This window comes from Helicobacter pametensis ATCC 51478, assembly GCF_000518225.1.
GTDB lineage: Bacteria > Campylobacterota > Campylobacteria > Campylobacterales > Helicobacteraceae > Helicobacter_G > Helicobacter_G pametensis.
On the sequence record NZ_KI912401.1, the window covers coordinates 251,478 to 276,926 of the forward strand.

The window sequence follows — 25,449 nt, forward strand, 5'->3', positions numbered from 1 at the left end:
ATTTCGAACTTTCACGATTTAAAAATGAAGCAAGGTTTATCAAAACCAAATTCCAAGCACAAGCCACTGATGGTGAAACTGTCGAAAATAATTTTGACGAGGCACTATTTGAAACAGTTCTTTTTAGTCAAATTGATTTTAAAGGAAGGACAAGTTTTGAAAAAACCACATTTAAAAAATCAACTTTTAGAAAAATTACCTTCTTTCAAGAAGAAATTACTTTTTGGGAGAGTGAATTTGAGAGAGTGAATTTGATTGATTGTATTTTTCCACATCAAACAAATTTTGATAGGTGTGTATTAAAAAACACTCTTTTTAAAAATCAAAAAGAAATAAAACCTATGTTTCAAGATGTCAAATTTCAAGATTGCGTATTCAAAGAAACAAACACTTTTGGAGAAAAAGTATTTTCAATAGAGTTAAAGCCGATTTTGACTACCAATACATTTGAAGGACAATTTAATATCGATCATCAATATTTGCATTATGAACCTGAAGAGATTCCAAGAGAAAATATTTCTATTTGGCGAGATTTATTCAGAAGACTAAAAAGCAATCGCCTAGCTCACCATAATATAATTGATGCTTCAGAGCTTCATACCCAAGAGCTTTATGCAAGAGAAATAGAGCTTGAAGAAAAAGAAAAGCAAAACAAAACTTCTCTAAAAGAAAAAGTTGAGAAATGGCAATTATACTTCTATCGCCTCACCTCCGACCACCACACCGACCTAGCCAAGATTTTCAATAATGTCATTTTGCTCATCGCACTTTTTGGAATCTTTGCTTGTGCTACAACATTATTTACGCAGACAATAGAAATTGTTAAGCCAAAAATAAATAATATTCCGATATTTGCATTGCTCCAAACAAAATCTTATATTTTTTCAGAACTACCTAAAAAGATACCGATTGAAATCGGACTTGTTTCTTTGGCAATAGTGAATTTCTGTGGGATTTACTCATATTTAGAATTAAGAAAAGTGGTGCAAGAAAAATTGTTTTCTTTTAAGATAATAGACATACTACTTGTTGTTTGTATTGCCTGCTGTTTGTACTATAGGCTTAGTGAAGCATTTTTTATTTTCTTTTTATGCTTTGCTTTTGTTGCATCTTATATTTTGTGCTTACAAATTCAAAAGTTTTTTATTACGATATTTTCTTATTTAGTTTGTGTAGGTGTTTTGATTCTCAAGCCCACTCTCCTGCTCCCATTTGTTGGTAGGTTTTTAGAATCTTCCCCAACCACTTCTTTCCCTGCGATGCAGAGCCTTAGCGTGGTGTATTGTATCTTGATGTTTTTGATGCTCTTCTCCCTCCAAAAAACTGCCCGCAAAAACTCCATCATCCCAAGCTAAGAATCAAAAGTCAAAAGAGTGTTAAAATTACAAAAACAAGGAGCAGAGATGAAACCCACAACCCCGATGCTGCTTTTGAGTGCAAATGCTTCGATTTCAGATAGGAGCAAACATCTCAGTGTTGATGAGCTAAAAAACCTTTTTATGAGTGTGGGGAGTAGGGAACTAAGCGAGGCGGAGAAGTATGTCATCGATGTGATTCAGAGTGAAGCCCACCCTCAAGAAGTGAAAAACTTCCAAGCACGCTACCACATCCCACAAGAAAGGGTGGATACCCTGATGAGTTACAGCCCCTATACCCACGAGATACAAAAGCGACTAGAGGAAGTGAGAGAGGGCAAGGTGGAGATGATTCACAAAACCCTTGAAGAGCTAGAATCGCTAGAAAATGCCTAACTACCTCCAAAAATAGACTATAATACGCCAAGACCAAAAACTTCGGTTTAGCGGGGAGAGAGGCTAAGGCTTCTCTCCCTTTTTTTATACACGATATTTTCTTCTCTCTGCAAAAACCGCTCGCAAAAACTCCATCATCCCAAGCCAGAGGGGAATAAAATTTGCATAGATAACCCTGAAGAAGGAGAGCTGATGAGCAAAAAGCAGATTCAGAAAATTGGTGATTTGATTCGCAAAGATGGGGCATCCGCTCAAGACTTGGAGGAGTTCCATCGTTGGCGTGGGCTTCATGCAGAGATTATGCCCCTTATGGCAAGCTCTTTGCGATCCAAGCTTAAAAGACTTAAGCTCAAGCCTCTTGTCTTTTCGCGCCGTTTGAAGCGCTACCCCTCTATCAGATCCAAGCTTATTAGATTCCCCGATATGCAGCTTCATCGTATGCAGGATATTGCGGGGATGAGGATTGTGTTTGCTCAAATAGATACACTTGATCAATTTATCACTGAGATGAAGAAGACTTATCGCTCTTCCAAAGCCAATTTTGAGTTTGTGCGATGTTCTGACTATATCGCTCATCCTAAGCCTGATGGCTATCGCTCAATCCATCAGATCTACAAATACGCAAGAGGCAAGCACACTCAGTGCCATGGCCTAACTCTAGAGCTTCAGATACGCACCAAACTCCAGCACTTATGGGCAACGGCTGTTGAAGTGCTAGGGATGGGACTCAACTCCAAGCTAAAGAGCGGAGAGGGCGAGGAGTATTACAAGGAGTTTTTTAGAGTGTGTGGTGATTTATTTGCCCTCAAAGAATTGAAGCATATTGAAGAGAGTCAGAAAAATCAGAAAAAAGATTTGATCGCCAAGCTCCAAACCCTTGATGCTTCGCACTCTATTCTCAAATACCTCTCAGCCCTTTCAGTCTCAACAAGACTAGAGAAGAGAAAAGAAGATTATTACTTTGTCATTTGGCTCAATCTTCAAACAAGATATCTTCAAATCAATGGATTCCCTAAAGAGCGATACATCGAAGCTCAAATCCTCTATGATGCTTTGGAATCCAAGACAAGTGAAGAAAATTGCGATGTGGTACTTATCTCTCTTGATGATTTCAAGCAGATCCAGAAAGCCTATCCCAACTACTATCTTGACTGCAAGACATTCATCCAAACACTAGAGAAGGAGTTTGAGAGTAGAGAAGTATCCTATGCTGATGCAAGTAGCATTTAGTGGAATACACCACAAATAGGGCATTTAGAAAGTGTTGGATGATTTGAGCATGGGGAGATAAAGCTCTACAAAGCCTCCAGTCAAGCCTTTGCCAATGAAGGAAAAGAAGCCTATCACCCAAAGAAGTATTTTGGCTTCTTGAGATTTGAGATCCTGCGAGGATTGAGAAAAATCACCCAATACTTACAAGATCGACAAAAGAGAAGAGGGGGGGGGGGTTATTGAAGAGATTCTTGTGAGGGATCTTGTGTATTTTGTTTGGCTTGCATTGCAGCGATGAAGCTTTTGAGTGCAGCCAGAATTGAGCTCTTGAGAGCTTTTTCTTCATCTTCTTGAGAAATCTGCTCATTTTCACCGATCCCCAAGACCTTATTTTCCTCAATGGCAATTTTAGATTCTCCATAATCTCGTCTAATGATCTCTTGATTACTCAGATTGAGTATGACTTTGGCATGCAAGATATTGTTTGTTTTGGTTTTGAAAGTTGTTTTCTCTGCTTGGTTTTGGACATTGACTTCATATGTCGCATTGAGAGTAAAAGCATCATCTTTTGGAGAATTGACAAGGCGGATACACCCTGTATTTTTGATGACTGTCTCAAGATCTTTTTTGAATTCTATTTCTGAAGTGGTGCTATGCCCTTCTTTTTTATACACACTTTGGAGATGAATATTTGCGATAGGGGACTGACACAATGCATCTTGAGTGAAAACCAACTCTCTTTGAGCACATCCTCCTAGGAGTAGGGCACCAAGCAATCCAAGAGAAATCATCTGTGTTTTGTTCATTTTTCATCCTTTTATCTGGGCTGTGAAGTTTAAGAATATTTAGAATTATATAATGCTAGTTTTGCTTTGCAATATCTTAAAAGGAGAGGGGATGTTAGATCTTTATCCAAAAGCTTTGCCAACACAAGAAATCTATGCTCAATGGGAGCATATCGCAAGAGAGCATAATTTTGGAGCTTGCTGTGTGTTTTGTGGGATTGTAAGAGATGAAAATGGGATTGATGGATTGAGCTTTGATGTGCATGAAGCCTTGCTTAGGCAATGGTTTTCCAAATGGGAGAAGCTTGCAGAGGAGAGCGGGGTGATCGTGTGTATGGCTCACTCTATCGGAGATGTTTATAATGGTCAGAGTTCATATATGAGCGCGATTCTCTCATCAAACCGCAAGATTGCCTTGGAGCTTTATGATGAATTTGTGGAGGACTTCAAACACAATGCGCCCATTTGGAAGTATGATTTACTCAATGGTCAAAGAATCTATGCCAAAGATCGAAGTTATCAGCTAAAAGGTAGTGGGCTATTAGCCAAATAAAAACCAAAAAGGACAGATATGACAAAAATTGGAATTATCGTTGCAAGTGATCGTGCAAGTAGTGGAGTTTATGAGGACTTATCAGGAAAGGCGATTATTGAAGTTTTGGGTGAGTTTATCTCCTCAGAATGGGAATATGTCTATGAGGTGATTCCAGACACACAAGAAGAGATTGAAAAAAGCCTCATTGCGATGTGTGATACTTATGGTTGTGATTTGGTCGTCACCACAGGAGGGACTGGTCCTGCTCCAAGAGATGTGACACCTGAAGCCACAGAGGCAGTTTGTCACAAGATGATGCCAGGGTTTGGTGAGCTTATGAGAAATACAAGCCTCAAATATGTGCCAACTGCCATCCTCTCGCGTCAAACCGCAGGAATCAGAGGCAGAAGCCTGATCGTCAATCTTCCTGGGAAACCCAAAAGCATCCGCGAATGTTTGGAAGCTGTTTTCCCAGCGATCCCTTACTGTATCGACCTTATTGGGGGAAGCTATATTGAGGGAAATCCAGAGAAAATCAATGTATTCCGCCCCAAATCTTCATAAAAAGAATCAAACCAAAAGGAATGAAAATGCAAGAGATCAAACTCACACATCTAAATGAAAAGAATCATCCAACGATGGTAGATGTCGGCGAAAAGGCAATCACCCAAAGAATAGCGATTGCCAAAGGCAAAATCAGTATGAGTCAAGAGGCTTATGAAGCACTCAAACACTCAACAGGCAAAAAGGGTCCCGTGATGCAGACAGGAATCATTGCCGCGATCATGGGAGCCAAAAAAACAAGTGAATTGATCCCGATGTGCCATCCCATTGCCATCAATTCTGTCAATATCGATGCAGAATATGATGATGCCAATCAGACCATCACCTTGATCGCCACATTGAAATGTGATGGAAAAACAGGGATTGAGATGGAGGCTCTCACAAGCGTATCTATCGGGCTTTTGACGATTTATGATATGCTCAAAGCCATCGATAAGGGGATGAAGATCTTTGATATCGCCCTTGATTATAAAAGCGGGGGCAAAAGTGGAGAATACAAGGCTCTAGATTCTTAAGTCCGCCCCATTTTATCCATAATGCTTGCTGCCTCCATGAGGCGGTTTTTGTCAAAATGCGTATAGATTCGGCTTGTGTTGAGATCTGCATGACCCAATGCCTCTTGCACGAGGACAAGATCTTGGCTTTTTTGATAGAGCAAGGTTGCAAAACTATGGCGCAGCATATGCGCCCCCATTTTTTCTTTGAAGATTCCGCCATAGCTTAGAATCTGATCGACGATTTTGTAAAGATAGGCTTGTGTGAGAGGTTTGCCCTGCTGATTACAAAACAAAAATTCACTTTTGATCCCTAGCTCTTTGCGTTTTTGCATCCAGAGATCTAGGAGGGATTGGATATGAGGGCGTTTGATCATCACGACGCGCATCTTGTCTCCCTTGCCTCGAATCTGAAGCAGATATACGCCATTTTCTGGAAAAATATCTTTCAATCTCAGATTGAGAATCTCACTTGTCCTCACCCCTGTATAGATCACCATCTTGATTGCAAGACGATTTCTAGCACTTACTTTATCTGACTGCTTAAAATCATCGATACATTGCAGAAATCTCTCAATCTCAACTTCATTCATATAAGCTGGAAGTTTTTGCCCGCTTTTGCCCCGAAGTCCAGAGATATTTTTGAGTTCGATCCCAAAAACATAAGATGTGCCATCAAGCTCTTCATTTTGTTTATCAATGTAGCCAAAAAACCCAATCAAGGCGATACGATAGTTTTTCTTACTTGCTATGCTAAGCCCACTTCCTTGGATACTCAAAAAATCAATCAAAATCTCTTCATCAATCTGCCTAAGATCTGTATATCCCATCGCATTGAGATAAGGATGGAGGCGGAGTAGGGGAGCAGCATAGGTCATGATTCCAATCAGTCCGATCTTGCGCGCTTCTTTGCAAAGCTGTTCAAGCGCATCGATTGAGATTGATGCATTTTGAAACTTGGCAAGAAGGATGGAGAATCTATCTTTGTCTTGGATATTTTTATTGGATAGAGTGGTGAGCTTAAAGCGCAAAAAACGCGTCATCCAAAACAAAAGGCTCTCTTGAAAATCCCCCTTATGATTGAGTGGGTAACGCATCAAAAAATCCTTATAATCTTGTTTTCTGAAATTATATGCAAGGATATAAGGGATGCTATGGCACTTTTTGAGAAATCCACGAAAGATTGGTGCAGTTTGTTCTAGTTCAAGAAGTTTGGCATCTGCGATGATTGAGGGGATGGGGATAGAAGAGGCTCGCAATATTGCTGAGATCGGTCCTGGACTTGGTGTTTTTACACATGAAATTTTGCGCATCAAGCAACCTCATGGTCAATTTTTTGCTCTTGAGGTCAATCCTGTTTTTGTCAAAGAATTGCAAAAAACATACCCTCAAGCCAAGATCTTTCATCGTGGTGCTGAAGAAATACTAGATGTGCTCTCTCAAGAAGGGATCAGTGAGGGCTTAGATGCTGTAGTCTCTGGACTTCCTTGGAGCGTGTTTTCAAGTAAAGAGCAAGATTTTCTACTAGAAAAGATCTATGCTTCACTGAGAGAAGGGGGGACATTTTCGACCTTTGCCTATGTGTTGCCCACACCTCAAGCCAAAAGATTTCGCAAAAAACTTTTTACTATCTTTGATTCTGTGCGTATTTCTAGAATCGTGTGGAGAAATTTCCCTCCAGCTTGCGTGTATTATTGTCAAAAGTAAAAATTTAAAAAAGAATTAAAAAGAATTAGGGGGATCAGTTTCTCGATCAGAGTATCAGTCCTTTCTACTTGGTTTGAAAATTATAGTTTTCATAACTAAATACACATAGATCCCGCACCGATAGATGTTTTGATGTTTTTTAGTTTAGTTTGGATTTTGTGTAATCCAAACCAGACCCAGACAAAGAAAAAAGAAAAAAAGAATTCGATTGATTTGTTTTGTGCTTGCAGTGATGCAGTTTAGCGATTGCGAGTGATTGAATACCCCCTCTTTTTATTTATCCCCCACAGACTGGAGGAAGCAAAACAACCTTATCTCCATCTTGGAATATATAGTCTAGATTCTCAACGATCTCATCATTAATAGCAACAGCGCTAAGCTTGAGCCATTCATTTAAGTGTGGGTTTTTTTGTAATTCATTTTTGAGATCCTCCAAAGAAGCAAGATCAAAAGATTGCGGCTCAAGCCCGATGGGTCCCAAGAACTCTACATAAATTTTTGCCATAGCCAATCCTCCTTAAAATTGCAATAGATGAGAGAGCAAAATGATATCAACTTCTTCCCTTGCTTTGATGCTAGAGCCATTTTCTTCCAAGAAAATGAGTGCACTAGATTGGCAAAAATTATTGATAACAGAGCTTTGCAATATTTTTTTGTTCCAAAACCCAACCTCATAGCGCCCTTGCCTAATGCTCAAATCACAGATTCTAAATTCAGCTCTAGAATCGGTTCTCTTGATCTCTTGAGCAAGATGTGCTTTGAGTTTAGAGATATGGATGGAAGAGATTCCCAGAAGTTTTGCTATCAGTGGACGCACAAAAAGCATAAAAGTCACAGCACAAGAATTTGGAAAGCCTGGAAGACCAAAGACAAAACTTTTGTTTTGATACATACCAAAACCAACAGGTTTGCCAGGTTTGACCCTCACGCCCTTGAAGTGCATTTGACATTCTTGATGTAGCACTTCTTGAACATAGTCAAAATCACCTTTACTTGCCCCACCCGTGGTGATGAGGATATCACAATCCCTCAATGCCTCCAAAACTTGCATTCTAATTTGCTCTTTGTGATCTTTGAGGAGAGGGAAGAGCGAGACTTGGGCTCCAAGTGTCTCAGCAATTGCTTTGAGGAGGTGATTATTGACACTGCGGACAGTATTCTCTCGTCGCTCTTCACCAATTTCCAAAATCTCATCTCCCCCACTCAAAATCGCAACTTTAGGGCGCATATAAACAGGGACAAAAACATAATTAAGTTCTGCTAGAAGACCGATTTCAAATGGAGTGATTCTGCTGCCTTTTTGAAGCAAAATCTCCCCCTCTTTATAATTTTCTCCAATTTGGCGGATCCATTGATTGGGGATTGGTGATGGAGCATCTTGACACAAAGTGATGATTTCTCCTTGCGCGCCCTCCTCCATCTTTGTGTGCTCAACCAAGATCAGCACATCACAACCCTGAGGCATCCTTGCCCCTGTAAAAGTTTTGATACATCCCCCTTGGATCAAGGATGGAATCTCACTCTCTCCAGCCTTATTGATACCCACAAGCCTCAAACCTTGATCATACAAAAGAGGAATATCTTGAGATGCACAAGCATATCCATCCATCGATGCGATGGGATGAGATGGCATCGTTTCCTTAGCACAGATATCTTGCGCCAAGATGCGATTGAGCGAATCGCTCAAAAAAACATTTTCCAAGCTTTTAGTTTCTACCTCTAGCCCATCTAGGATTTCTAGACTTTCTTCATAGCTGATGTTGTATTTTGTTTCCATATTATCCCTTGTTTTTGATCTTGTATGTATGGCTTATGGGAGCAAATGACCCATTTTGATCTTTTTGATTTCTAGATACTTTTGGTTGTGGCAATTACTTGGAGCGAGAATCTCCTCACGATCAACACTCACAAAAGATTTCAAAAATTTAAGCTTGAGAGGATTGTTTGTCAATAGAGTGATTTCTGTGAGATTGAAATGCTTGAAAATCACTTCAACGATTTTGTAATCTCTTCCATCTTTGGGCAAACCCAGAGCTTCATTGGCCTCAACAGTATCCATCCCCTGATCTTGGAGCGCATAGGCATTGATTTTGTTAAAAAGCCCTATTCCCCTCCCCTCTTGGCGAAGATATAAGATCATCCCTCCTCTCTCTTGGATGAGACGCAATGCGATCTCAAGCTCTCCTCCACAATCACATTTGAGAGAATGTAGCACATCACCTGTGAGACATTCTGAATGGATTCTCACTAGAGGTTTGGCTGGAATCTGCATAGAGCTAATGACAAGATGCTCCAACTCACAATCTCTTCCATGAATATTTTGTGTCCATTCTCGAAAAGCTGTGAGTTTAAAGTCCCCATAAGGAGTAGGCAAAATTGCAGTTTGTGAAATATCAACTTTCAAGGAAAATCCTTTGTTTTAAGATGCGGCGGCATTTTACCAACGATAAGTTGTTACAAAAAGGATTCCATCTTTTTTGGGGACATAAAAACTTTGAAATTCTCGTGTATTTTTGATTCCCAAAGCTTGGCCAAGTTTGAGATCTTGGATGACAAATCCAATAGGATCCATCAAAAATAAAAATAACCCACCCACAAATCTAGAGCCAAAAAGCTCAGAATTATTGTTTTGGATGTAGTTGATCCCAAGATAAAAGAGTTCACCAAAGAGAGAGCCAAGGGCTGGAGTCACAACCAAATCCTGCCAGCTTGGCGTCTCTGCAAATGCTTCGATACCATATTCCCAAAAAAAGGTCGAGCACAAAAAGCTATAAAATGTAGAAAACCCCCAATTAAATCCCGCTCGGCGTGTTTGGAGATAATAAACTGCCCCCCAGTAAGGATGCGTGATCCAATTAAGCCACCATTCATCTTTATCGACAACTGGGCCGCGTCTGACTTTTTTGAGATAATTTGAACCAAGATTTTCAATATCTTCTTTATCCCATTTAGTCACAGATTCGGGCATCAAGAACAAAATCCCAGCACCAGCCAATGATCCAGCGATAGTGAGGGCAGCACTCGTTCCCACATAACCCCATCGACTATCAGGAAGATATGCAGGAGTGCGTCTAGGATCAAAAACAGGAGAGAGATTCTCAGACATGGCAAAAGTAATCACCAAAAGAAATAAAACAATTTTTTTCAATGTCTAGACTCGCTAGATGAAGCAGATTGAGATTTGAGCATCTCATAAGCTTGGTGGATTTGTTGGAGTTTGAGTAGTTGCTCTCTTCCATTGAGTTTTTGGATATTTTTGTCATTGGTTGGAGGTTGTTTGGTCTGAGCGATAAGCTGCTGATATCTGGCATCCAAATCCTGTGTATCTCCAAAGATTTCTTTAGCCTCTTGAAGAGAGAGTTTGATGTGATTTTCTTGTGCAAAATCTTCATAAAGTCCATTGAAATCTTGATTGTCTAGCTCAAGAAGTGCAGCAATATCGATGATGGATTCCTTGGTAGCATCATTGAGCACACCATCAGCATAACCTAGGACGAAACAAAACTCCACGACTTTGAGTTTTTTTCTATATTCACCCTTACTTAGATGAGCATATCGCTCTGTGAGATCTTGGATATTTTTGTCTGTGTTTGAAAAAAGTGCTTGGAGAATCTCATAGACTTCTTGCTTATTTCCATATTTACTCATCTCTTGAGCCATTTCTTCAAGCATTGAATTTGCGACATTTTGCTCAAGATTACAGATCTCTCCATCAGCATTAGCCACATAACCCAAAATCCCAGCCAAAGTCCCAAACTCACTTTGAGCGATTTTTTGCTCCAATGTTGGCTCTATTGCCTCTATTTGTGGAGCCATATTTTCTCTTGTAATAAAGCGTTTTTGATTATTTTCATTGCTCATATATTCTTTGAGTGTGATGTAGAGATAATACACAACTCCTCCAGCAATCAACAAAAGCAGCACAGCTTCAACCATTTATTTCTCCTTTTTTCTAAAATCTTTATAAGTCACATTACGCTCTTTTGAAAACTCTTCATTGACCTCTTGGTGCTTTTTGATGTTTTCTTTGAGCTTTTCGATGTATTGATCCCTAATTGCTGAATTGGGGGATTGAAAGGGTTTGAAGAAGAGTGCAAAGAGCACAATAAAAAAGAAAATAATGCTCATTTCTTCATGGCGTGTGAGCCAAAACCACAGACTAGCCACAGCTAGAGCAAAACAGATTTTCAGGATTGCTTTCATTTTTGATCCTTAAGCAAGGATGCATTTTTGGACAAAATGGCTCGCATGGATTCCTCATGCCTCTTAGCCTCTATTGGCTCAAAGGGATTAAAAAAGATAGGGGTGGGCTGATGTGTGTTTTGATCTTGGATCAAGATTTGCACCACTCCAATATAAGGGATTTTAAGAATCGTTCCGATATCTTTCCCCTCTTCCAAAATCAATCCAGCCTCAAATATAAAATAATCTTTAAAAACCTCAAGCGAATCAAAGCTATATCCAGAGAGGATAAAGAATCCAATTTTGCCAATCTTATCTTTGAGTTCTTGAGTCAATGGGGGATCAAAGTGGATCAGAGATGTTTCACATGCGATAGAGAAATGCACTCCTTGAGAATGAAAAAATGTGATGAAATCCCTAGCATGTGATTCAAAGAAAGGCTGGAGGCTTTGGGGTGCGGAAAACTCAAGCATATGCTATATCTCCTATTTTTGCCTTAAGTGCAAGAAACTCATCTAAGAGATTTTGAACTTGCTGCATCCCAACAAGCCAAAAGTCCTCACTCTCCACATCAAAACCAAAACAAGCGATCAAATCTCGCGGTGATTGACTGCCTCCAGCGCTTAGGAATTGAATGTATTTTGAGATAAAGTCCTGCTCATTTCCCTGGGCTTTGGCTTGTTTATAGAGGCCATAGAGGGCAAGCACAAGAAGCTGTCCATAGCTATAAGCATAGCAATAAAATGGTGAGTGAATAAAATGCGGAATATAGCTCCACCAATAGTTATATTTTTTGGTGAGCTTGACACTTGAGCCAAACATCTTTTGATTCTCCTCTCGCCAAATGAGATTGAAATCTTGTGTTTTGAGCTCATCACTGCTTGCATGGATCCGACGCTCAAAACAAGTCATCACAATTTGTCTAAAAAGCGTTGAGAAAATATCTTCAAGCTTGCCAGCATAAAGTCCAAGCAATTCATCTTGTGAGATTTTTTCTTTCATATGATCAAAAAGCAGCATCTCAGCAAACACCGAAGCAGTTTCTGCTGTGGTCAGCGGGGTGTCCATATTGAGATAGCCTTGTGATTTGCTCAATTCTTGATGAATCATATGTCCAAATTCATGAGCAATCGTGAAGATATCTCTACGCCCCTCTGTGTAGTTTAGCAATACATAAGGATGAGCACTTGGGATGCAACCATGGCTAAATGCCCCTCCTCTCTTGCGCTCTTTTGGATGAGAATCAATCCATCCTTCTTGCAACGCCCTTTGTGTGATGTCATAGAAAATAGAAGAAAAAGAAGAAAAAGATTCCAAAACCAAATGAATCGCATCTTGATAGGGAATCTTCTCTTCTTTCTTGGCAATGCAAATGGGTGCGTATCGATCATAGTCTTTGAGCTCTTTGAGACCTAGTAGTTCTTTTTTGGCCAAATAATAAGTCTCCACAAGGCCATAATGCCTCTTGGTCACTTCAATCAAAGAATCCACACTCTTTTGAGTTGCGCAATTATCAAGATGTCTAAAGCTTTCTGGCTGTTCATATTTGCGTAGCTTGACTTGGATTGCAAGATCTTTGCGAATCATATTGAGCGTATATGTCAGAAAATGTGCAGATTTTTTGAGTTTCTTGGTAAAAATTTTATGAGCTTCTTTGCGCTCTTTTCTACGAGGAGAATGAAGGGCTGCCAAAATTTCTTCTTCCCCTATTTTTTTGGTTTTTTTACCATCTTGGATTTTGAATTTCATCTGTGAAAAATGTTCATCAAAAAATCTAGAAAACGCCCCTGCCCCAAGGGGAGAAAACTCTAGAGCAATTTTTTCTTCATCCAAACTTAGACGATGGGGCTTTTCTTTGGTGAGATTGTGAAAATAGTGTGCATAGCGAGGATAGTCTCTCTTGTGTCGCTCAATCAATGCAGAATCAAGCGCACAATATTCAAGCTCAAAAAACAAAAGTGAGTTGCGAATCTCATTACAGAGGATTTCATACTTGGCATAAATATCGCCAAGGGCACAATCTTGAGCAAAAAGCAAAAACACATAAGTTTCTATTCTTGCAAGTTGCTCTGAAATCTCCTCATATTCTTTGAAGGCATCCAAGAAGTGCTCCCCTAGTTTGCCTTGAAAAGAAGTCTGAAAAGTTTGTGCTCGTTTGCCAAGCTCTTGAGTGCAGTGCTGAAGTTCCTTTGTGTTTTGAAAAAGACTATCTAGATTCCAATGGTGTTGCATCACATTCCTTCTGAGTTGAAATTAAGTCCAAGATTTTATACAAAAACTCCCACTCTTTAGTGAAAAGGGGTAGTTTTGAGTGCGGCTTGACTTAGGATTTTGGCGATTTCTTTCTTTTCATTGATAATGAGAGCAAGATTGAGATCTTGAAGCTCTTCCTCCTCTTCTGTGGTTGTGACTTTGGCAACAATCTTGCATTGAGGGAATCTAGCCAAAATACTCTCGCAAATATTTTTGATTTGGCTGGTGTGATCTAGGGCGATTACAACGGCTAGAGATTCTGAGAGATTGAGTTTTTCTAAAATACTTGTTTGTTCAATATTGCCAAAAATGACGCGATCTCCATTTTTGCCACCCTCTTCAACTCGCGAGAGATTGTAGTCGATGGCAATATATGGGGTTTCTTTCTCTTTGAGAGCTTTAATCGTCTCCTGTCCAAATGTCCCATAACCACAGACAACAACATGGTTTTTAAGATCACTCTGTTTGGCTTGTGTATGGGTGAGTGTATAGTCTTCATGACTTTCTTTGGAGCGCCAAAGAAAAATAGAGGTGATATTGCGCAAATTTTTGAGGATAAAGGGTGTAGCGATCATGGAGAGAATCACCATAAGGGTTAAGGTCTGATTCATATCATATGAGGTAAAGCTATGAGACATAATCCCCAAGTCAGTCAAGTATCCCAAGAATTCACTCTCTTGATTGATTTGCAAAAGCCCATTTTGCTGTGATAGCAAAAAAATCGCAAAAGAAAATTCACCGATTTGACAAAGTGCGAAAGCTGTTTTAAGTGAGACTTTTGCACTGCGCCCAAAACTTTTGAGAATTGTGAAAATAATTCCCACCTTAAGACACATCACCAAGGTCAAAAGCGCCCCAATCAAGAAAAAATTTTGCATCAAAAATTCAAGATTGACTTGCATCCCAACTGTGACAAAAAACAATCCAAGCAAGATATCTCTAAAATGTGTCAAATCAGCCTCGACTTGATATTTGTATTTTGAGCTAGAGATCACCATTCCAGCGATAAATGCTCCCAAAGAATGAGAAAATTCAAAATATTCACTCAAAAGTGCTGCACCCAACACAATAAAAAGCACCGTTCCGACAAAAATCTCATCCATATGTGTATCAGCAGCAAATTTCAAAATCCGTGTGGCGATAAATTTTCCAGGGACAAAAAGAATAAAAAGCACAACGATGGCAGAAATGATCGTTTTGACAAGAAGAGGTGTGAATTCTGCATCTTTATTGCCAAGCATTGCCACCATCAAAAGGATGGGAATCACCGCAATATCTTGCATAATCAAGATTCCCACAGAATTTTTGCCATATCCTGTGCCAATAGCTTTGCTTTCTTCAAAGCTCTTCAATACGATTGCTGTTGATGAGAGTGAAAGCGCACAGGCTGTAGTGATGGAGGTCACAGCATTTGCTCCAAACAAATAATGTGAAATTAGATAGAAAATCGTTGTCGTCGCAGCCACTTGGAGTCCACCAAAGAGCAAAACTTCTTGTTTCATAGATCTAATCCTAGAGAAGCTAAACTCCAAGCCAATCATAAACATCAAGAAAACGATTCCAAATTCTGCGATGTGATTGAGGCTGCCTGCATCAGAAATCGCACGCAAATCAAAGGCATAGACAATAATTGTGCCTGTCACTATGTATCCAATGATCACTGGAATATCAATCCGTTTAAACAAGATATTAATAATCACAGCGATCCCCAATGCTAATACGCCGATTGTAAAGCTCATTAATGTCCTTTGTATATTTGTATCTCTGGATAAAAGCGTTGAATTTTTAAGGAATTTTACTTAAACTTTTTGAGATGAAAAATGGAGAAAAAAATGGGTGTTTATGATTTGCTTTCTGAGCGCTTTGGAAAGATGAAAAGTGCGATTCTTGGGACTTCCCTACATAGAAAAACCAAGATTTTGTTGATCAATATTGCGATTGGTTTATTTTTGATTGTAAGTACAAATCTCATCGCTCTCTTTGGCTTAAAATATGATTATGATTCAAGCTTTTTGCATCAAGAGCAAAAACTCAAACAACTCATTGTGATCCAAAATATCTATTCTTCGATTTTGGCAGATTTCCTCAATCACAAATCAATCAAAGAAGGACTCAAAGATCTCAGAGAAGCTTGGGGTGTGTTTGTCTCCATCCAAGAAGAAGAAAATTATGGCAGTAGGTTTAAAGAGATTTATGCTGAGATTTTTTTGGATTATTCAAAGCAGATGAAACGCTTGATGGATTATGAGAGTCAAATCGCGACGATTATCAATCAACGCTTAGCTATGCGACCAAGCTTGAGCATAGGCGAGTTTCAAGAGATTGGCTTCTCTCTCAATACCCTACTCCATCAAGCAATCCAGCTTCGTATCGAAGTGCTTAACCTCAAAAAAAATGCAACCAATTCACTTTTTAGAACCTCTATGCTACTCATCAGTGTACTCATAGGTTTGATCGTGCTTACAACATTGTTTTTCTCCCAAATCATCATCTCCTCCATTCAAGACCTGCATGGATCGCTTGAAGAGGCAGTATTTCAGAAAACAAAAGAATTGCACGAACTCAACGATGCCCTCCAGCAAAAGATCAACCAAGCACTCAAAGAATCTCGCCAAAAAGATCAAGTCATGTATCAGCAGGCACGCTTGGCATCCATTGGGGAGATGATCCAAAATATTGCACATCAATGGAGGCAACCACTCAATTCTCTGATTTTGATCATTCAAAGCTATAAGCTCAAATACGATCATCAGAGACTTTCTCAAGATTTTATTGATTCACAAACACAGCGAGCTTTGAGAATCGCCAAAAATATGTCTGACACGATTGAAAATTTTCGCAATTTTTTTCGCCCACACAGTGTGCGAGAATCATTTAGTTTGCGCAAAGGAGTTGAAGATTCTCTTGATATTTTGCAAGCCAATCTCAAAAATAGCAATATTGATGTATATGTCTCTATTGATGAGCGTATATGTTTGTTTGGATATGAAAATGCCTTCACACAAGTTGTGCTAAACCTTATCAATAATGCCAAAGATGCGATTGTGGCAGAAGAAATCTCACATGGAGTGATTGAAGTCTCAGCAATGGATGATCAAGAAAATATTTTTCTAACAATTAGAGACAATGCAGGAGGAGTGAAGATCAAAGAGATCGATAAAATCTTTGATCCATATTTTACAACTAAGCACAAATCTGTCGGGACTGGCGTTGGACTCTATATGGTTAAGCAGATTATCGAAAAACAACTAGAGGGGAAAATTTCTGTTCAGAATCGAGATTGGGTGAGTAAAATAACACACAAGACTTATAGGGGTGCATCTTTTGAAATTTTTTTACCATACAATACCTGATCATACAAGCTTGACCTGATCATACAAGCTCGGCAAGACTTGTTATTTTTGGGTTATCACACAAGGAGGTAGGATGTTTTTAGAGCAGCTAAAACAAATGAATCTACTATATGTTGAAGATGATGAAGATACGCTTGAGGCGAGCAAAATCATCTTAGAGGATTATGTCAAGGAGCTTTTTATCGCAAGAGATGGATTGGAGGCATTGGGGGTTTATGAAACCCAAAAAGTAGATTTGATATTGACTGATATTTTGATGCCCAAACTCAATGGTATCGAGATGATCAAGATCATCAAGCAAAAGATGCCAAATCTCCCCGTCATCATCACCACAGCTCACACAGAGACACAATACTTGCTTGATGCTATCCACCTCAAAGTAGATGGATATATTCTCAAACCTGTTGTGCTAGATGATTTGTTTGCGATTCTCAAAAAGGTGATTTTGCCCTCCATCCAAGCTCAAACCATCAATGACCAAAAACTTCTTATCAATGCGATTTCAACTTTTGTTGGAGGCAAAAAAATCGAGATCATTCGCTATTTGCTCAAAAACATTGATCAAGATTTTGTATTTTATGGGTCTTATGAGAGCATCATGGAGGCACTCAATGTGAGTAAGCCAACAGTTGTCAAAACTTTTAAACAGCTCATAGATACAGGACTTGTCACCAAAGTCAAAAACAAAGTCTATCGTCTCCATCCAGATATCTCCTCAGCAAGATAGAGGGGGACTTGACTTGCGATAAGAAAATGACTAAAATAGCCACTTTCTTATCTACAAAACTACATTGCGGAGCTTTCTTCACATATTTCTGAAATAAATTTTCACTATAAAAGGGATTTTTTATGAGTCAAAAAGAAAATAAAAACTCAAGAACTCACACGCCTGTGGACGGCTACAAAATTGAGGAATTGCGGTCCAAAACTGTCACAGATCTGACAGAAATTGCCGTTCGTATGGGGGTTGAGAATCCTCAAGAATATCGCCGTCAAGATTTGATTTTTGAGATCTTGAAAAAACAGGTCAATCAAGGTGGATATATCCTCTTTACAGGGATTTTGGAGCTAAGCCCTGAGGGATATGGATTTTTAAGAGGAATTGATGCAAACTTTAGTGATAGCCAAAATGACACCTATGTCTCTCAAAGCCAAATCCGTCGCTTTGCCTTAAGGACTGGAGACATCGTCACAGGTCAAGTGCGTCCCCCAAAAGATCAAGAGCGCTATTATGCACTCCTTAAAATCGAAGCGATCAACTATCTCTCACTTGAAGAGATCAGAAATCGTCCCCTTTTTGACAATCTCACCCCACTCTTTCCATTGGAGCAACTCAAACTTGAATACAATCCACTCAAAGTCACAGGAAGAATGCTAGATCTGTTTAGCCCCATTGGAAAAGGTCAAAGAGCACTGATCGTCGCCCCTCCTCGCACAGGTAAAACCGAACTTATGAAAGAGCTTGCTCATGGGATTTCAGCAAATCACCCTGAGGTGGAATTGATGGTTTTACTTGTGGATGAGCGACCCGAGGAAGTCACTGATATGGAGCGAAGTATCAAAGGTCAAGTATTTAGCTCCACCTTTGATCTTCCTTCAAATAATCACATTCGTGTGGCTGAACTTGTGATTGAGCGAGCCAAAAGAATGGTGGAAATGGGACAAGATGTAGTGATTTTGCTTGATTCAATCACGCGTTTGGCAAGAGCTTATAATGGTGCAACACCCTCAAGTGGCAAGGTACTCAGTGGAGGTGTAGATGCCAATGCACTCCATAAGCCCAAAAGATTCTTTGGTGCAGCAAGAAATATCGAGCAGGGAGGAAGTCTGACCATCATTGCCACAGCATTGATTGAGACGGGCTCTAGGATGGATGAAGTGATTTTTGAAGAATTTAAAGGCACAGGAAATAGTGAAATCGTCCTAGCACGAAGTATTGCAGATCGCAGAATCTACCCAGCATTTGACATTCTCAAATCTGGCACAAGAAAAGATGATCTCCTTCTAGGCAAAGAAAAGCTCACAAAAGTTTGGATGCTCAGAAATGTGATGCAGCAAATGGATGATGTGGAGGCGTTGAGCTTCATCTATGCCAAGATGCAAAAAACCAAAGATAATGAAGAGTTTTTGAATCTTATGAATGAAAAAGATTGATGCGCGCAGGGATCTTTGATAGTGGTATCGGGGGAGTAAGCGTCCTCAAATCTCTTATGGATTCTAAGATTTTTGCTGAGATGATTTATTATGGGGATACTGCACGCGTGCCTTATGGAAGCAAAGACAAAGAAACCATTATCAAGTACTCTCTTGAAGCATTGGAGTTTTTTGCTCCTTTTGAGCTAGATTATCTGGTCGTTGCTTGCAATACTGTGAGTGCTTATGCTTTAGAATCGATGAGGGCAAAAGCATCTTACCCCATCATTGGTGTGGTGGATTCTGGTGTATTGGCCTTACAAAATGCACTCCAAGACAAAGACTCTCCAATCCTCATCATCGCTACACAAGCTACCACAGTCTCTCAAGTCTATCCCCTAGCCCTCAACAATCTAGGCTATCACAATACCACCTCTATCGCTACACCTCTGTTTGTGCCCTTTGTTGAGGAGGGAATCTTGGAAGGAGAGTTTTTGCACCAATGTTTGCATCACTACTTCAAAGATCTTCAAACTCCGCCCAAAGCGATTATTTTGGGATGCACGCATTATCCCTTCATCGCCCAAGAGATCAAAAGCTACTTTAAAGGAGAGACACTACTCATCCACTCTGGTGAGGCTATCGTGGAGTATTTGAGAAGCCAAGGAATCTATGACATCCACCATCAAACACAGGTGGAGTTTTTTTCTTCAGAAAACAGTGAGAAACTCAAACTTATCGCACAAAAACTTCTTGCCCTGTAAGTCTAAAAAGTATTTCAAACTCTATATTCAAGCCTCTCTAAGCACTCAAAACGCTATTTTGTTATAAGATTCTTTTCATCACAATAAACAAGGCTCAAAATGCAAGATTTTTATTTTCTCACCAATAATCTCTTCACCTCTTACACATTGCAAGAAGAATTTCCAAAACTCTATGATTTCAAACAAGATCTCACTCCCATTTTCTCCAAAATCCAAGCCCTCTATGACACAGCCAAATTCACTTCTCAAAATGAACATCAATTTGAAGATGACTTCATCTCTGAAGTTTTGGAGATTTTGGGTTGGCACACAATCCGCCAAGAAGAAAAAATCATCCAAGGCAAACTTGAAAAGCCCGATTTCCTCCTCTTCTCCTCCAAAGAAGCCAAAAAATCCTATGAAAAGTTTCCCAAATCCTCTCGCCCATCTAGCAATTCTTTTATCAATGTGATCTTAGAATCCAAAGCCTATGATGTCGCCATTGACAACAAAAAAGTCAAAGACAATCCCCACTTTCAAATCCTCCGCTATCTCAACAATCTCAAGCTTGATTTTGGATTCTTGACAAATGGATGGGCTTGGAGGTTTTATGACAACTCAAAGCTCTCTAGCCAAAAAATCTTTTATGAAATCAATCTTGAAGCAATCCTTCAAAGAGGGGATATCGAGGCTTTCAAATATTTTTATTTCATTTTCAATGCCCAAAACTTCATATCCACCCCTCAAGCCCAAGAGCCTATCCAAACCCTTTTTGCTCAAAACACCACAGCCAAAACCAAAATCGAAGATGATCTCAAATCTCTCATTTATGGAATCAATGGCAAAGATTCTATTTTTGAGAAGATCGGCTCTTGTATTTATGCCAAAAACCCCACACTTCCACTAGATGAGGTATATCAAGACTCCATTTATTTCATCTTCCGCCTTTTATTCATCGCCTATTTTGAGGATAAATTCTCCCCTCTTTTGCAAAAACACTCCTACTACAACGATCACATCTCTATCCAAAACCTTCTCACCATCGCACAAAACAATCCTGACAAACACGACGCTCTAGTCAAACTCAACTGGATCTTTTCCATCTTTGACAAAGGAGAACCAAACTATGATATGCCCATCTTCAATGGAGGATTGTTTGACACCACTCGCTCCAAAGCCCTCAATACTCCCAAGCTCTTCAGCAACCTTGATCTATATGAAATCTTACATAGCCTCTTTTTCATCACCTTAGAGGGCAAAGAATACAGGAGAGACTACAAAACCCTCTCCATCACCCATCTAGGCACAATCTATGAGGGACTACTCTCCTATTTCTTTGAAGTGGCTCAAGAAGACACCTACTATCTTCTCTACTCTGAGGGCAAAAGTAAAAACATAGAAGGCTACTTTGATGCTTATGATTACGCACTTCTAAGCAAAAAGCACAAAATCAGCAAATGCACTTTCTACCCCAAAGGAGAGCTCTATCTCAAAAACACAAGTAACTCCAGAAAAAGCACAGCAAGTTTCTACACCCCCACATCACTCACTTCCTATCTTGCCACCCATGCTCTAAAAATCACAGATCAAAATATCCTAGATTACAAGATCTTGGACAATGCCTGTGGAAGCGGACACTTCCTCATCCAAGCACTCAACACCATCACAGAGCATATCATCACTCACTTTGAAGATTTTCCAAGTTTCAAAGCCCTCTATGAAAAAGAAGCCCAAAGTATCAAAGACAACACTTCTGCTTACATCACAGACTATGAAGTCGATGAGGGCGACATCATCAAACGCCTTTTGCTCAAGCGAATGATTTATGGCATCGATCTCAATCCTTTCAGCGTCGAGCTTACTAAGCTTTCTCTTTGGATTGATAGCTTCATCTTTGGCACACCCCTAAGTTTTATCGAGCATCACATCAAATGCGGAAATGCCCTTGTAGGCTCAAGCATCAAAGAGTTCAAATCCTTTTATGAGAAGCAAACCTCCCAAAACCTCTTTTTCTATGATTTTATGGAGCACTTTAACTCTCTCACAGAGGTTTTCTCCACCCTCAACTCCCTCAAAGACACCACAGAAGAAGAGATCAAAACAAGCAAAGCTCTCTACTCTCAAGAAATCACTCCCAAGCTCTCCACACTCTCTCTAGCCCTTGATTTTCTCACCGCCCAAGACTTCTTCACCCCAGAAGATAGAGCAAGATTCCAAGGCAAAGAGCTAGACTTCATCCAATCCATCCTCACACCCAATCAAGAGTTTCACAACCTCAAACCCATCATTGAATCTCTAAGCAAAAAATACAGATTCTTTCATTATGAAATTGCTTTTCCAGAAGTTTTTTCAGGAGAGAAAAGAGGCTTTGACTGCATTATCGGAAATCCACCATGGGACAAAATAAAAATCGGTGATGACGACTTTTTTCCTCAATTCATTAGCGATTATCGCACCAAAAAAGCAAGTGAGAAAAAATCTCTCAAACTTGATCTTCTCTCCAAACCCCATATCGCCAAGCTCTACGAGGAGAGCAAGGCTCATATCGAAGCCCTAAAAATCTATTACAAATCTCATTACCCCCTCAATTACGGAATTGGGGATTTTAATCTGTTTAGACTTTTTGTAGAGCGTAACCTCTCCTTGCTCTCTCCCCACTCTTCCCTCAACTATGTCCTGCCTAGTGCTTTGATGTATGAGGAGGGGAGTTTGGATCTAAGGAAACACATCTTAGAAGAAAAAACCCTCACATATTTTTATAGCTTTGAAAATCGTGAGGGAATCTTCCCTGATGTTGATTCAAGATATAAATTTGCCTTGATGCAGATTCTCTCCTACCCTCCAGCTTCAAATCATATGATCCAAACGATGTCCTATCTCACACAAATAGATTCTCTCTACACCCAAGAGCCAATCACTTTTACCTTTCAAGAGATTTCTACCCTCTCTCCTTCTCAACTCGCACTGCCTGAAGTGCGAAACCAAGAGATGCTAAACCTCCTTCTCAAATCCCATCAAGCCTTCCCTCCCCTCTCTTTGGAGTGGCTTGATTTCCGCAGGGAACTACATATGACAGACGACAAAGATTTGTTTATAGAATCTAGCCAAGAGGGACTTCTCCCTCTCTATGAGGGTAAGATGATTCATCAAAATGACTGCGAGTTCGCTCCCTCCACTTACTTTCTCAATCCACAAGATTTTGATAAGCGACTAAGTAGTAAAGAACTCTATCGCCTCAAACAAGATCTAGAAATGAGTGAAAAAGACTTTATGAATTTTTGCTCCAAGCACTCTTTGATTCCTTTAGAGTTGATTGCCTATGATCGAGAGTTTATCCGTCTTGGGTTTAGAGGGATAGCAAGAGATACAGATGAACGCACAGCGATATTTTCACTCTTGCATCAAGCTTGTGGCGTGGGGAATAGTATGTTTGTCAATGTCCCCAAAACCTATCAGATTATGGAAAAGAGTGTGGGAATCCAAAGCATAGAGATCGAGAAGATTCTCTTTGCTTTAGGGGTATTTAACTCACTTGTGGTGGATTTTGTGGTGCGAAGTATGGTACAAATCAATTTTAATAAGATTTATTTGGAGCGTATTCCATTCCCTCAACCCACAGCAGAGGAAATTCGCTCAAATCCCCTCTACACCACTATCACACGCAATTCTTTAGCACTCCAACGCTACAATGACAAAAGTGGGCATTTTGCCTCTCTCGATCCTCTCTTTGGCTCAAAAGAGTGGGTGCAAGTGAGCAAACACCAAGGAAGCTATGGCTTGGGCGGAGAACCTCTCTCAATCCCTAGGACTGAAAAGTCTTATCTCACACTCAAAGCCACCAATGACATTTTGATTGCCAAACTCTATGGGCTAGACAAAGAAGAGTTGATCGCCCTTCTCTCTATATTCAAAGTCCTCTCCACCAAACAACCTCACTATATTGAGTTGCTCAAGAGCTTGTGGGAGGATGTGGAAATTAAAAGCTGAGTTTCCATATTTGCTTTGCATGTTTTGCGTAATTTTCTTGGTTTTTTCTAATGTTTTGAGGGTTCCATTCCTCATATTTGTTATCGGTAATTATTTGTGAGGTTATCGCAAATGGAGATTTTGCAAATACTTCACATTTTGTAGGATAATCCTTTTGTCCAAGATCTCTATTGACTTTTCGATCAAGTAGAACAAAATTTCCCAATCTTGATACAAAATGCTCATGTTCTTCAAAAGAAAAATACTGCTCCCAATATTCCGTCATTGTTTTAGGAAGGATGTGTTCAACACTAATATTTTCACCAGTTGTTTTGTTTTTTGTATTTGCAAATTGACACTCAAGCTTCTCAAGAATATAATAAATCAGTTTTGGATTTGAATCAAAATTAATACTGCGCGAGCTAAACTCTTTTTCAAAAGTTTCATCATCAATATAGAGCTTTTTGAGATTTTCAAAAACTTCTCTTGCTGTTGAAATTTCTTCATTTGCAATTTTTATCGAACATTTATTAAAAGCTTTTTCCATATCCTTAGTTTGACGCTTCCCAATGACGACATATCTAAAAACAATGACAGAACAAATTTCCAATATTCGGACAAATTCATGCGGTTTTTTAGGAAAAATTTTATCGTAGGCCGACATCAGCAGAGGAATATGTTGTTGCATTTTGAAAAGTTTTAATTCTTCGAGCCTTTTTTTGATTTCAAGAAATTCTCCAGCTTCTTTCCAAAGATCATCTTCTGAATCTCTTAAGGCTCTATAGATAATGCAAAATCTTTTTAAGTTTTGAATGAAACTATAGGCCTCTGCTCCATTTTTGATTTGCCTACTAATAGTTTTGAAGAGCTGAGATTCTGTAATAAAATCCTGATGAGAATTGATGTAATATCTCAAGAATTGAGGCATATCTTGATTTTTAATTCGTTCAGTAATATCTCTCCAATCTATTTGCATAATTTTAATACTTTCACTATCACTTAATGAAAAAAGGTAATTTTTAAGCAAATCTGTTGCTGTGAGCTCTACTCCCCTAGCATTCAGTGTTTCAAATAAAGTATAGGCATTTAATTCATCTTCAACGGCAATTTGTATAAAACAAATCTTCTCTAAAATCATTTCAATATAAGCAACAATCTTCTCAGCATTTTTTTCAATTTTATTCTGAATGAAATATTCCATCAATTTTTCTTTAAAAAACACTAAAGATTTATAAATGAGTTGATTGCTAGATGAACTCTTCTTTTTTACCTCACTTGGTAAATTTTCAAGATTAATGACATATTGATGAAAAAAAGAATTATTGTGATCATTGAGTTGAAGTCTTGGTTTTTTGACAAGTGTTGAAGCACTTTGTTTGCATACATATGTTTCAAGAGCTTTGATTCTTTGCAGATTTTCTTCCTTATCAATGTTCTGAGAAATCAAATCTTTAAGAATCGAAATTACAGAGACAATAAGTATGCTCAATGTTGTAATTCTTTGCTGTCCATCGATAATGACCATTTCTTTGCCATCATCAGAAAATTGCAAAACTATAGTTCCCATATAATGCAAATCATATTCAGTAAGTCTATAAATATCTTCAAGAAGATCTTCCCACTGATCTGTATTCCACGAATAATCTCTCTGATATTGAGGAACACTATAGGATTTTCCATTGCTCAAAAGCTCAAATAATTTAATATTTTTTGTTTCTAAATAATTTTTTGGCATTCTTGGATCCTTAATGATTTATACCTTCTGATTTTA

At 39.1% G+C, this 25,449-nt stretch carries 24 protein-coding genes; 12 read left to right on the forward strand and 12 right to left on the reverse strand.

Translation table 11 applies throughout. The features are described 5' to 3' along the window. From T391_RS08175 to T391_RS08185, 3 genes are all read left to right on the forward strand, one after another. Positions 1 to 1,355 (forward strand): pentapeptide repeat-containing protein (locus T391_RS08175; RefSeq protein WP_034583996.1); only part of this gene is annotated, 1,355 nt, incomplete at its 5' end. Between the two features lie 48 nt (positions 1,356 to 1,403). Then, positions 1,404 to 1,751: a hypothetical protein gene (locus T391_RS08180; protein WP_051420638.1), complete on the forward strand. Its 348-nt coding sequence runs from the start codon at positions 1,404 to 1,406 to the stop codon at positions 1,749 to 1,751. 192 nt (positions 1,752 to 1,943) lie between these two features. Further along, positions 1,944 to 2,981 (forward strand): RelA/SpoT domain-containing protein, encoded by a 1,038-nt coding sequence (locus T391_RS08185; RefSeq protein ID WP_051420639.1) that lies wholly within the window; start codon positions 1,944 to 1,946, stop codon positions 2,979 to 2,981. 218 nt (positions 2,982 to 3,199) lie between these two features. Here the strand turns inward: T391_RS08185 and T391_RS0105850 are convergent, their stop codons facing one another. Further along, a complete protein-coding gene (locus T391_RS0105850) occupies positions 3,200 to 3,769 on the reverse strand; it encodes a hypothetical protein (RefSeq protein ID WP_027327543.1) in 570 nt (189 codons plus the stop codon). A 91-nt stretch (positions 3,770 to 3,860) separates the two neighbouring features. Between T391_RS0105850 and T391_RS0105855 the strand changes: the two genes are divergently transcribed. The 3 genes from T391_RS0105855 to moaC are packed head-to-tail and all read left to right on the forward strand — an operon-like array spanning position 3,861 to position 5,362. Then, positions 3,861 to 4,301 (forward strand): molybdopterin synthase catalytic subunit, encoded by a 441-nt coding sequence (locus tag T391_RS0105855; protein WP_027327544.1) that lies wholly within the window; start codon positions 3,861 to 3,863, stop codon positions 4,299 to 4,301. Between the two features lie 18 nt (positions 4,302 to 4,319). Then, the gene (gene mog / locus T391_RS0105860) at positions 4,320 to 4,847 is read left to right on the forward strand and encodes a molybdopterin adenylyltransferase (RefSeq protein WP_027327545.1); all 528 of its coding nucleotides are present in this window, start codon (positions 4,320 to 4,322) and stop codon (positions 4,845 to 4,847) included. A 35-nt stretch (positions 4,848 to 4,882) separates the two neighbouring features. Next, a complete protein-coding gene (gene moaC, locus T391_RS0105865) occupies positions 4,883 to 5,362 on the forward strand; it encodes a cyclic pyranopterin monophosphate synthase MoaC (protein ID WP_027327546.1) in 480 nt (159 codons plus the stop codon). Here the strand turns inward: moaC and T391_RS0105870 are convergent. Further along, complete coding sequence (locus T391_RS0105870) at positions 5,359 to 6,438, reverse strand: tyrosine-type recombinase/integrase (protein ID WP_027327547.1); 1,080 nt, start codon at positions 6,436 to 6,438, stop codon at positions 5,359 to 5,361. The two genes, moaC and T391_RS0105870, sit on opposite strands and share 4 nt — an antisense overlap. Positions 6,439 to 6,490: 52 nt before the next feature. On the opposite strand from T391_RS0105870, the gene T391_RS0105875 reads away from it, so the two are divergent. Continuing rightward, positions 6,491 to 7,048 carry a class I SAM-dependent methyltransferase gene (locus T391_RS0105875; protein ID WP_027327548.1) on the forward strand — a complete coding sequence of 186 codons (558 nt, stop codon included), beginning with the start codon at positions 6,491 to 6,493 and terminating at the stop codon, positions 7,046 to 7,048. 277 nt (positions 7,049 to 7,325) lie between these two features. Here T391_RS0105875 and T391_RS0105880 read toward each other — a convergent pair whose 3' ends face one another. From T391_RS0105880 to T391_RS0105920, 9 genes are read right to left on the reverse strand one after another with little or no spacing between them, the layout of a single operon-like run. Further along, a complete protein-coding gene (locus tag T391_RS0105880; RefSeq protein ID WP_034583999.1) occupies positions 7,326 to 7,553 on the reverse strand; it encodes a MoaD/ThiS family protein in 228 nt (75 codons plus the stop codon). A 12-nt stretch (positions 7,554 to 7,565) separates the two neighbouring features. Then, on the reverse strand, positions 7,566 to 8,825 hold the full coding sequence (locus T391_RS0105885; RefSeq protein WP_027327550.1) for a molybdopterin molybdotransferase MoeA: 1,260 nt from the start codon (positions 8,823 to 8,825) through the stop codon (positions 7,566 to 7,568). 33 nt (positions 8,826 to 8,858) lie between these two features. Beyond that, complete coding sequence (ribA, locus tag T391_RS0105890) at positions 8,859 to 9,452, reverse strand: GTP cyclohydrolase II (RefSeq protein WP_027327551.1); 594 nt, start codon at positions 9,450 to 9,452, stop codon at positions 8,859 to 8,861. 33 nt (positions 9,453 to 9,485) lie between these two features. Continuing rightward, complete coding sequence (locus T391_RS08190; RefSeq protein WP_051420640.1) at positions 9,486 to 10,196, reverse strand: DUF3943 domain-containing protein; 711 nt, start codon at positions 10,194 to 10,196, stop codon at positions 9,486 to 9,488. Further along, positions 10,193 to 10,984, reverse strand: a complete 792-nt coding sequence (locus T391_RS0105900) for a TerB family tellurite resistance protein (protein ID WP_027327552.1) — start codon at positions 10,982 to 10,984, stop codon at positions 10,193 to 10,195. The genes T391_RS08190 and T391_RS0105900 overlap by 4 nt, the downstream gene beginning before the upstream one ends. Beyond that, positions 10,985 to 11,251, reverse strand: a complete 267-nt coding sequence (locus T391_RS0105905) for a hypothetical protein (RefSeq protein WP_027327553.1) — start codon at positions 11,249 to 11,251, stop codon at positions 10,985 to 10,987. Beyond that, complete coding sequence (locus tag T391_RS08445; protein WP_051420641.1) at positions 11,248 to 11,703, reverse strand: hypothetical protein; 456 nt, start codon at positions 11,701 to 11,703, stop codon at positions 11,248 to 11,250. The genes T391_RS0105905 and T391_RS08445 overlap by 4 nt, the downstream gene beginning before the upstream one ends. After that, positions 11,696 to 13,465 carry a M3 family oligoendopeptidase gene (locus T391_RS0105915; protein ID WP_027327554.1) on the reverse strand — a complete coding sequence of 590 codons (1,770 nt, stop codon included), beginning with the start codon at positions 13,463 to 13,465 and terminating at the stop codon, positions 11,696 to 11,698. Before T391_RS0105915 ends, T391_RS08445 begins: the two co-directional genes overlap by 8 nt. Positions 13,466 to 13,518: 53 nt before the next feature. Further along, positions 13,519 to 15,222 carry a cation:proton antiporter gene (locus T391_RS0105920; RefSeq protein ID WP_027327555.1) on the reverse strand — a complete coding sequence of 568 codons (1,704 nt, stop codon included), beginning with the start codon at positions 15,220 to 15,222 and terminating at the stop codon, positions 13,519 to 13,521. Positions 15,223 to 15,315: 93 nt separating this feature from the next. On the opposite strand from T391_RS0105920, the gene T391_RS08450 reads away from it, so the two are divergent. The 5 genes from T391_RS08450 to T391_RS0105945 all read left to right on the forward strand — a co-directional run bounded on the left by T391_RS08450 (position 15,316) and on the right by T391_RS0105945 (position 23,699). Continuing rightward, the gene (locus T391_RS08450; protein WP_051420643.1) at positions 15,316 to 16,836 is read left to right on the forward strand and encodes a sensor histidine kinase; all 1,521 of its coding nucleotides are present in this window, start codon (positions 15,316 to 15,318) and stop codon (positions 16,834 to 16,836) included. Positions 16,837 to 16,909: 73 nt separating this feature from the next. Continuing rightward, positions 16,910 to 17,563 (forward strand): response regulator, encoded by a 654-nt coding sequence (locus T391_RS0105930; RefSeq protein ID WP_027327556.1) that lies wholly within the window; start codon positions 16,910 to 16,912, stop codon positions 17,561 to 17,563. Between the two features lie 122 nt (positions 17,564 to 17,685). Next, the gene (gene rho, locus T391_RS0105935) at positions 17,686 to 18,990 is read left to right on the forward strand and encodes a transcription termination factor Rho (protein ID WP_027327557.1); all 1,305 of its coding nucleotides are present in this window, start codon (positions 17,686 to 17,688) and stop codon (positions 18,988 to 18,990) included. Next, positions 18,990 to 19,733 (forward strand): glutamate racemase, encoded by a 744-nt coding sequence (gene murI / locus T391_RS0105940; RefSeq protein WP_027327558.1) that lies wholly within the window; start codon positions 18,990 to 18,992, stop codon positions 19,731 to 19,733. Before rho ends, murI begins: the two co-directional genes overlap by 1 nt. Positions 19,734 to 19,832: 99 nt before the next feature. Next, complete coding sequence (locus T391_RS0105945) at positions 19,833 to 23,699, forward strand: Eco57I restriction-modification methylase domain-containing protein (protein ID WP_027327559.1); 3,867 nt, start codon at positions 19,833 to 19,835, stop codon at positions 23,697 to 23,699. Here the strand turns inward: T391_RS0105945 and T391_RS0105950 are convergent. Beyond that, positions 23,689 to 25,413 (reverse strand): DUF262 domain-containing protein, encoded by a 1,725-nt coding sequence (locus T391_RS0105950; protein WP_027327560.1) that lies wholly within the window; start codon positions 25,411 to 25,413, stop codon positions 23,689 to 23,691. The two genes, T391_RS0105945 and T391_RS0105950, sit on opposite strands and share 11 nt — an antisense overlap. Between the last annotated feature and the right edge of the window lie 36 nt (positions 25,414 to 25,449).